General features: G+C 54.6%; 9 protein-coding genes. All 9 read right to left on the reverse strand.

Translation table 11 applies throughout. The features are described from left to right. A partial coding sequence (locus WC359_14425; GenBank protein ID MFA5401642.1) for a 6-hydroxymethylpterin diphosphokinase MptE-like protein occupies positions 1 to 565 on the reverse strand: 565 nt, incomplete at its 3' end. Between the two features lie 19 nt (positions 566 to 584). Next, on the reverse strand, positions 585 to 1,418 hold the full coding sequence (locus WC359_14430) for a 6-hydroxymethylpterin diphosphokinase MptE-like protein (protein MFA5401643.1): 834 nt from the start codon (positions 1,416 to 1,418) through the stop codon (positions 585 to 587). Next, positions 1,393 to 2,283 (reverse strand): 6-hydroxymethylpterin diphosphokinase MptE-like protein, encoded by an 891-nt coding sequence (locus WC359_14435; protein ID MFA5401644.1) that lies wholly within the window; start codon positions 2,281 to 2,283, stop codon positions 1,393 to 1,395. The genes WC359_14430 and WC359_14435 overlap by 26 nt, the downstream gene beginning before the upstream one ends. After that, positions 2,253 to 3,242 carry a 6-hydroxymethylpterin diphosphokinase MptE-like protein gene (locus WC359_14440; GenBank protein MFA5401645.1) on the reverse strand — a complete coding sequence of 330 codons (990 nt, stop codon included), beginning with the start codon at positions 3,240 to 3,242 and terminating at the stop codon, positions 2,253 to 2,255. The genes WC359_14435 and WC359_14440 overlap by 31 nt, the downstream gene beginning before the upstream one ends. A 74-nt stretch (positions 3,243 to 3,316) precedes the next feature. Then, the gene (locus tag WC359_14445; GenBank protein ID MFA5401646.1) at positions 3,317 to 3,481 is read right to left on the reverse strand and encodes a hypothetical protein; all 165 of its coding nucleotides are present in this window, start codon (positions 3,479 to 3,481) and stop codon (positions 3,317 to 3,319) included. Between the two features lie 87 nt (positions 3,482 to 3,568). Then, positions 3,569 to 3,973 (reverse strand): hypothetical protein, encoded by a 405-nt coding sequence (locus WC359_14450; protein MFA5401647.1) that lies wholly within the window; start codon positions 3,971 to 3,973, stop codon positions 3,569 to 3,571. 13 nt (positions 3,974 to 3,986) lie between these two features. After that, positions 3,987 to 4,583 (reverse strand): hypothetical protein, encoded by a 597-nt coding sequence (locus WC359_14455; protein ID MFA5401648.1) that lies wholly within the window; start codon positions 4,581 to 4,583, stop codon positions 3,987 to 3,989. Positions 4,584 to 4,642: 59 nt separating this feature from the next. Next, positions 4,643 to 4,957, reverse strand: coding sequence for a hypothetical protein (locus WC359_14460; protein MFA5401649.1), 315 nt, complete (start codon positions 4,955 to 4,957; stop codon positions 4,643 to 4,645). A 17-nt stretch (positions 4,958 to 4,974) separates the two neighbouring features. Next, positions 4,975 to 5,631, reverse strand: a complete 657-nt coding sequence (locus WC359_14465) for a hypothetical protein (GenBank protein MFA5401650.1) — start codon at positions 5,629 to 5,631, stop codon at positions 4,975 to 4,977. Positions 5,632 to 5,773: the final 142 nt, after the last annotated feature.

Here is a 5,773-nt window from a genome sequence, read left to right on the forward strand (position 1 = left end):
CTTCCGCATCGTACCTGAGCATGATTTCGTTCCTGGTGAGAAATGAGAAATCCAGACCGATGTACGCTATCGGATTCGCCCCCCAATGACCGCACATCGTGTAGGCGAAGGTGCCGACATTGGACCCGATGGACACGGGCATCAGGCCCGTTTCATGCGATACCCGGTGGTGCAGACCCGTGGAGGTCACGGCATTGATGAACCGAATACTTCCTTTCCAATCAGAATAAGTATCTGGATGCACACCGCACGGCACCACAAGTTCTGCGAGGCTGCCATTGAACGGTTCAATCCAATTAACAACATCCGTTGGTTCTGAATTGAGGGCGAATATCAGGTCGGGCGTGATTCCTAACTTGGCCAGCCTGGGGCATACCTTGTCACACACGGCTATGTTGTACAGATACGATGAGATGTCGTTGATGTTCTTCTCCAAGGACGGCCCTGCCCCGATGACCAACACGGGGTCTCCATTCACCGCAGGGCTGTCCTGCAAGCTCTTCTTTATCTCGGGCTTGTTGCGGACATAGTTCTGCTCCCAGATTTCCCCGAGAATTTCCGCCACTTGCAGAGAGCGTTGTTCTCTAAGGAGCATGCCACTCCCTCCAAAGGGCGAACGGTACATGCTCTACGAGATTCGCTTCATACAGTATCCCGCCTTCGGAACAGTTCACCACCCGGAACTCATCGGCCCACTCGAAGCAGAAGTCCATGAACTCCCTGCGGGCGTCAAGCCAATCCAGGACCGTGTATGTGTAGTTCCCGGTGACATCCATCATCTTGATGGAATGATTGTTGTGCGTGGCCGCCAACGCCTCTCCCTCGGTTTGGTACGAATAGTTCATCCCCAACAGGACCGCAATCTTGGCGTTGAGCGTATATGCGGTTATGAGGGAGAAATACCCAGAATTGCATCCTCTGATGGTCGGTATCAGTCCGGTTTCCCGCTGCACCAATTCGTACAGTTCTTGACATGTGTTCTGCGGGTTAACGAAGGCTATCGGGCCCTTCCAGGTCTTGAAGGTGTCCGGGTGGGCTGTAACAGGGGCCACTAACCAAATCCCTTCGCTATCAACATCAAGCCATTGAGATACTTCCGTGGCCGCCGTGTTCAGCGCACATACTGCGAGTGGCTTGATGTGTTCCATCACCCTCTTCAACGCCTTGTCCGTGGATATGACAGGGACCTTGCATCCCTTGAGCAGATGGATGTTCTTCTCCAACGACCATCCCGCCCCTACTATAATTGCACTCTCGATGAGCGGCATGTTAATCAACCCACCATGCTTCTCGATGAGCGGTTTGTTGGCGTAGTAGTTCTCGAACCATTGGTTCCTCAACCTGATGTCCACCAGGCCGTCCAATTCCTTCCGCAGCTTCCTGCTGTATGGGTTAAATCGTGTGTGTCCATTCGACATATTCCTTCACCTTCATCTGCTTGAAAACATTGATGTGCCGCATGAGCGGCGATTCCGACAGGTTCACCGCCTTCCTCGGGCTCTTGGGGTCGTTGCCATGCCACATCAGGGCGGTGTTGGCAAGGCATTGCGAATAGGCCAGGAAGTAGAACGGTATCGCCACCACCTTGTTGATGTCCGGGAAATACAGATATTCCCGGTCCTTGGCCTGCTCTTGCGTCCATTCCGGGTTCAATTCCTCGCACAGGTCGTATCCGAGCAAGCCGATGACCTCATAGCCCCGGTCCCTGGCGAACATGAACGCCATCGTTCCTACGTTTCCGCCATGCGAAAGCTCGGGGCAAGTGTTCATCCACTTCCAGACGGTCGTTACGTCCATATCCCCATCGAGGCCCACGGTCGGGTTGAACATGTAGAATTGATTGGGATGTCCCTTCGAATGTTCGTTGATTATCTCCACCGTGGCCGGAAATGCTGTGGTCGATATGAGGAACTTCGTCTGGACCCACGGGCGATTCTTTAAGAAACGGAACTGCTCCTCTGATATGGCATTGCTGTCAAGCAATAGGCACCAATCCGGCACCACATCCAGGTTGATGAAACGCTTGAATACCTTGTTGCACATGATGATGTCCCCAGGATAGTTCTTGAGCGACAGTATGTCCTCGTCGGTCAAGGATGGTCCTGCGGCCACCACGATGCAATGCTTCGTCCTGGCACTACCCTGTTTATAATCCATAGAGGTCGTGGCGACCTCCAAGTTCTTCGCCACATTACGGCACCAACCAGGAAGCAACTCCTTGATGACATCCCGATTCCAATCGTCAAACTTCTTCAACAGTTCGGTCGTTCTTTGTTCTGACATGCGAAATCCTCCATGCTCATGTGCGGCAACAGCCTTCTAGCGTACACAGGCCCGAATTTGGACAGGTTATAGACCCTTCCCTTGCCCTTGGAATTGCAGAGCTTCACCAGGGTGTCCAAGGTGATTTGGAACGAAGGCGGTATAGCATAGAGCATATCGCTCTCCGGGGCGTACTCGATGCGGTATCCTAACGCCTGTTCATTGGTCCAATCCTTTTTCAGTTCAAGGCAATGCTCCAACCCGATGATGCCAACGGGCCCAGTGGTCATTTCCAGAGCCATCAGCAGGGCGAACACGCCTACATCCCCTCCGGTGTCTATGACCGGAAGCCCGGTCATCCTCTCCATGAACTGATTGATGTTCTCTACCTGCTCTTCCGGGACGGCTGGATTGAACCAATGTTGATGGGTTCGCCTGCTGACGTGGGCGATTTCCCAGAACACCCCAGGGTCTATCGTGGTCGGTATGATGAAATCGCTCTTCAATCGACCTTCCTGTCCCAGGTACTCGGACACGGCTTTCGTGTTGATGGTCCCTTTTATTTCAGGCGTAGAGTGGAGCACCACAACGACATCCGGTTCTATCCCGCTCCTTATCAAGAACTCCAAGGACTTATTGGTGCAGACCGTGAAGATGTCCTTGTCATGCAGGCGCATGTAATTGGTCACGGCGGATGGCCCCGCCCCTATGACCAAGACCTTCTTATCGGTGCGAGGTGTCTTGAACCCCACCTTGTTGGCCATAAAATATGGTAGGTTGTTTCGAAAATTATCTATCCAGGTATCTAACGAGTGTTCTATCGTAAAGGCGTTCTGGGATAGATGATGGCAATACTGCGCCTCGTTCAACAGCAGGCTTCTCATGGGCATCGAGCCCATTTCCCCATCAGTACACGCTTTCTGCACCAAATCGTGCAGTTCACGCCGATAGGATTTGCTACGCTGGCTATCTGATTCCATTTGTCCAGACCTCCGCAAGTGGAGTGCTTGACCAATGTATGCGGTGTGCGGTATAAAAAACTAGGGGAAGGGGTTTAATCGCCGCAGACCATTCCTTTCAGCCATCGGAGCATGTCTGCATGATGCTCCTCATCCCGTGCTGCGTTCCCGAGAACATGTTGGAGGTCCATGTCCTTACCGGCTGCCCGGTCACGTTCCTCATCGGTCATGTCATCGGTGTAAAAGGTGAACCTGGACATTTCCCGATATTGCTCTGCGCCTTCGGCCTCGTCCTTTATGGCTAGTCGATGAGCTTGCAGAACTCGGCCTTGTCCATTTGCTCACCTTCAAGCGGCGTCCTCATCCGGGTCCAGTTCCCCACCGAGGGCTATGCCCAGGGAGGTGGCGAAGGTGTTCAACTGCAAGTACGGGTCGTCATCGAACACGATGCCCTTGATGTCGGTAAGTTCCTTGGATGCAGCGCTGCCAAGTGCGAACTGCATCTTGGTGTAGCTCAAGCCGCTTCCGTTGGTCAGCGTGACCGTCACGGGGCCAGCGGAAGTATTGTTCACAACGACCGTCCGCAGCTTGAACTTCTTTCCAGCGGGAACAGTTCCGATAGCACTAGATGCGTCCGTGGCCGCCGACAGGTAGAAGCTGTACTCGTTGTTGGGATGGAAGTAGAACTTCCCATCATGCCCACGCTCCTGCCGCCTTACCACGATGATTTCCGGGGAATCATTTTCTGCCATGTGTCATCCCTCCTCACTCGTCGATGCCGAAGGCGGTGATACGCCTGTGCGGTATGCGGTTCTCAAGCACTGCTAGCTTCAGGTCCTCAAGCCGCTGCCTGCTGACGTGCAGGAATGGCACGGAATCCTTAGCCAGTTCGTACATCAGAAGCTTCTTTCCCCTGAAGGACATCTTCGGAGTGATGCTGAACCCCCAGGGGTTATAGACCTGGAACGCTGGACGCTCGTTGTACCGCAGGTACAGTTCGAACCTGGGGTCGTGGAACGGGGAGGTCCTTTCATCGAAGTACCCCACAAATGGCGAGGTCGTGGTCGGCCTGCGCTGCTTGTACGGGGTCCTCCGTATGGACCCGGCAAGCAGTTCGGTGTAGATGGTGCCTACATCGACCCCCGCCCGAATCTGATACATTATTCGGGCAGGTCCGTTGGTCTGCTTCGGTTCCAGGTTCTCGACCTGCTCCGCCTGACCGATGGTCCCGGTGGTGATGGCCGTCTGGAAGGTGTAGTCGTAAATCAAGTCCTCGGTCCTCTGGACCATGTATGTCTTGGGCTCGTCGTTGGCATCAAGAATAGCAACGAGGTCGCCCTCCTGGAATGTCGGTTTCATCATATCGCCTCCTGTTAGAGAGAGTTAAAGAGGTTAAAGGGAAGAGGTTTGGTTTGCGTTTCTCAGTAGCCGTACATCGAGTACATCAGCGTCCCGGTCTTGAACGGCCCTGCCGTCAGCCTGCCGACGACGACAATCCGGTCCAGGCATTGCGTTATCTGATTGATAACGAAATACGGCTGGACGCCGACGAGTGCCGTCTTGGTTCCCAGAGGAATCTCGGCGGGGGTCAGGTTGCCAGCGACGAACTTGTGGAACCCGACCGTAATCCGGGCGGACTTGGCCGCAGCGGTTGGGAAGGTGAAGCTCCCCACCTGCTGTACCAAGCGGTGCCCGGAAGTGGCCTGGTGTTCGACGCAATAGGTAGTGTGTGCCATTTACATCACACCCCCGTTCAGCTCACGACCCTTTCCTTGGCAATCAGCTTCGACTTCGGGGCGAAGAGATAGCCCATCAGACCGGCTTCCTCCGTGACGGCGGTGGTCAGCGACTTGGTGGACGCCATGATAGCGAACTGACTCCTCGGCTCGACGATTATCGGCTTGGGGAAGATGAAGTATGGCTCCTTCTTCACCCTCATCGGCTCGATGGTCCAGATAGGCAGCTTCTCGCTACCGGGCTGGATGAACAGTTCCAGGGTATTCGGCACCGGCTCAAGGTTGAAATACCCGTAGATGAGAATCAACTCATCACTACCCAGGCTGAAGGAGTCAATGAACGTGTCCTCAGCGGACCAGTTCACGGACGCCGAGGTTCCATCGGCCCACCTCCACCTGTTGTTGTTGATGTCCACATGGACCGGGCGGAGCGGGACCATCCCGAACTCGTTGCTCTCCGGGGTCCATCCTCCGAACGCCTGCTGGAACTTCTCCTCGCCAATCGCAACGCATTTCAGGATTCCGGCGATGATGCGTCCTGCAACGGACGGGTCGCCGTAGCTCTTCAGGTCGTTGTAGAAGTACGGGAGCAGTTCGCTCACATTCTTCGGGGTCTGTGCGTATCTCCACTTGAAGCCCGAGGTGTTTATCGGGTCCCATACGGGGTTAGACATTTTTCATACCCCCTAATAGGACGAGATGTCCACAATCCTCGGGGCAATCTGACCAGGACCCCTAGCGTTCACAGGCAGGTACGCCTTCGCAGCGGGCTTTGCGGAAACGGCTCGTCCCGCATACATCTTCTCTAGCATAGCC

The organism is Dehalococcoidia bacterium (genome assembly GCA_041653995.1).
Taxonomy (GTDB): domain Bacteria; phylum Chloroflexota; class Dehalococcoidia; order GIF9; family UBA5629; genus CAIMUM01.

Coding starts and splice junctions, on each gene's coding strand:
- WC359_14445 (MFA5401646.1), bottom strand. CDS start 3,481: ATGTCCAGGTTCACCTTTTACACCGATGACATGACCGATGAGGAACGT.
- WC359_14460 (MFA5401649.1), bottom strand. CDS start 4,957: ATGGCACACACTACCTATTGCGTCGAACACCAGGCCACTTCCGGGCAC.
- WC359_14430 (MFA5401643.1), bottom strand. CDS start 1,418: ATGTCGAATGGACACACACGATTTAACCCATACAGCAGGAAGCTGCGG.
- WC359_14450 (MFA5401647.1), bottom strand. CDS start 3,973: ATGGCAGAAAATGATTCCCCGGAAATCATCGTGGTAAGGCGGCAGGAG.
- WC359_14455 (MFA5401648.1), bottom strand. CDS start 4,583: ATGATGAAACCGACATTCCAGGAGGGCGACCTCGTTGCTATTCTTGAT.
- WC359_14465 (MFA5401650.1), bottom strand. CDS start 5,631: ATGTCTAACCCCGTATGGGACCCGATAAACACCTCGGGCTTCAAGTGG.
- WC359_14435 (MFA5401644.1), bottom strand. CDS start 2,283: ATGTCAGAACAAAGAACGACCGAACTGTTGAAGAAGTTTGACGATTGG.
- WC359_14440 (MFA5401645.1), bottom strand. CDS start 3,242: ATGGAATCAGATAGCCAGCGTAGCAAATCCTATCGGCGTGAACTGCAC.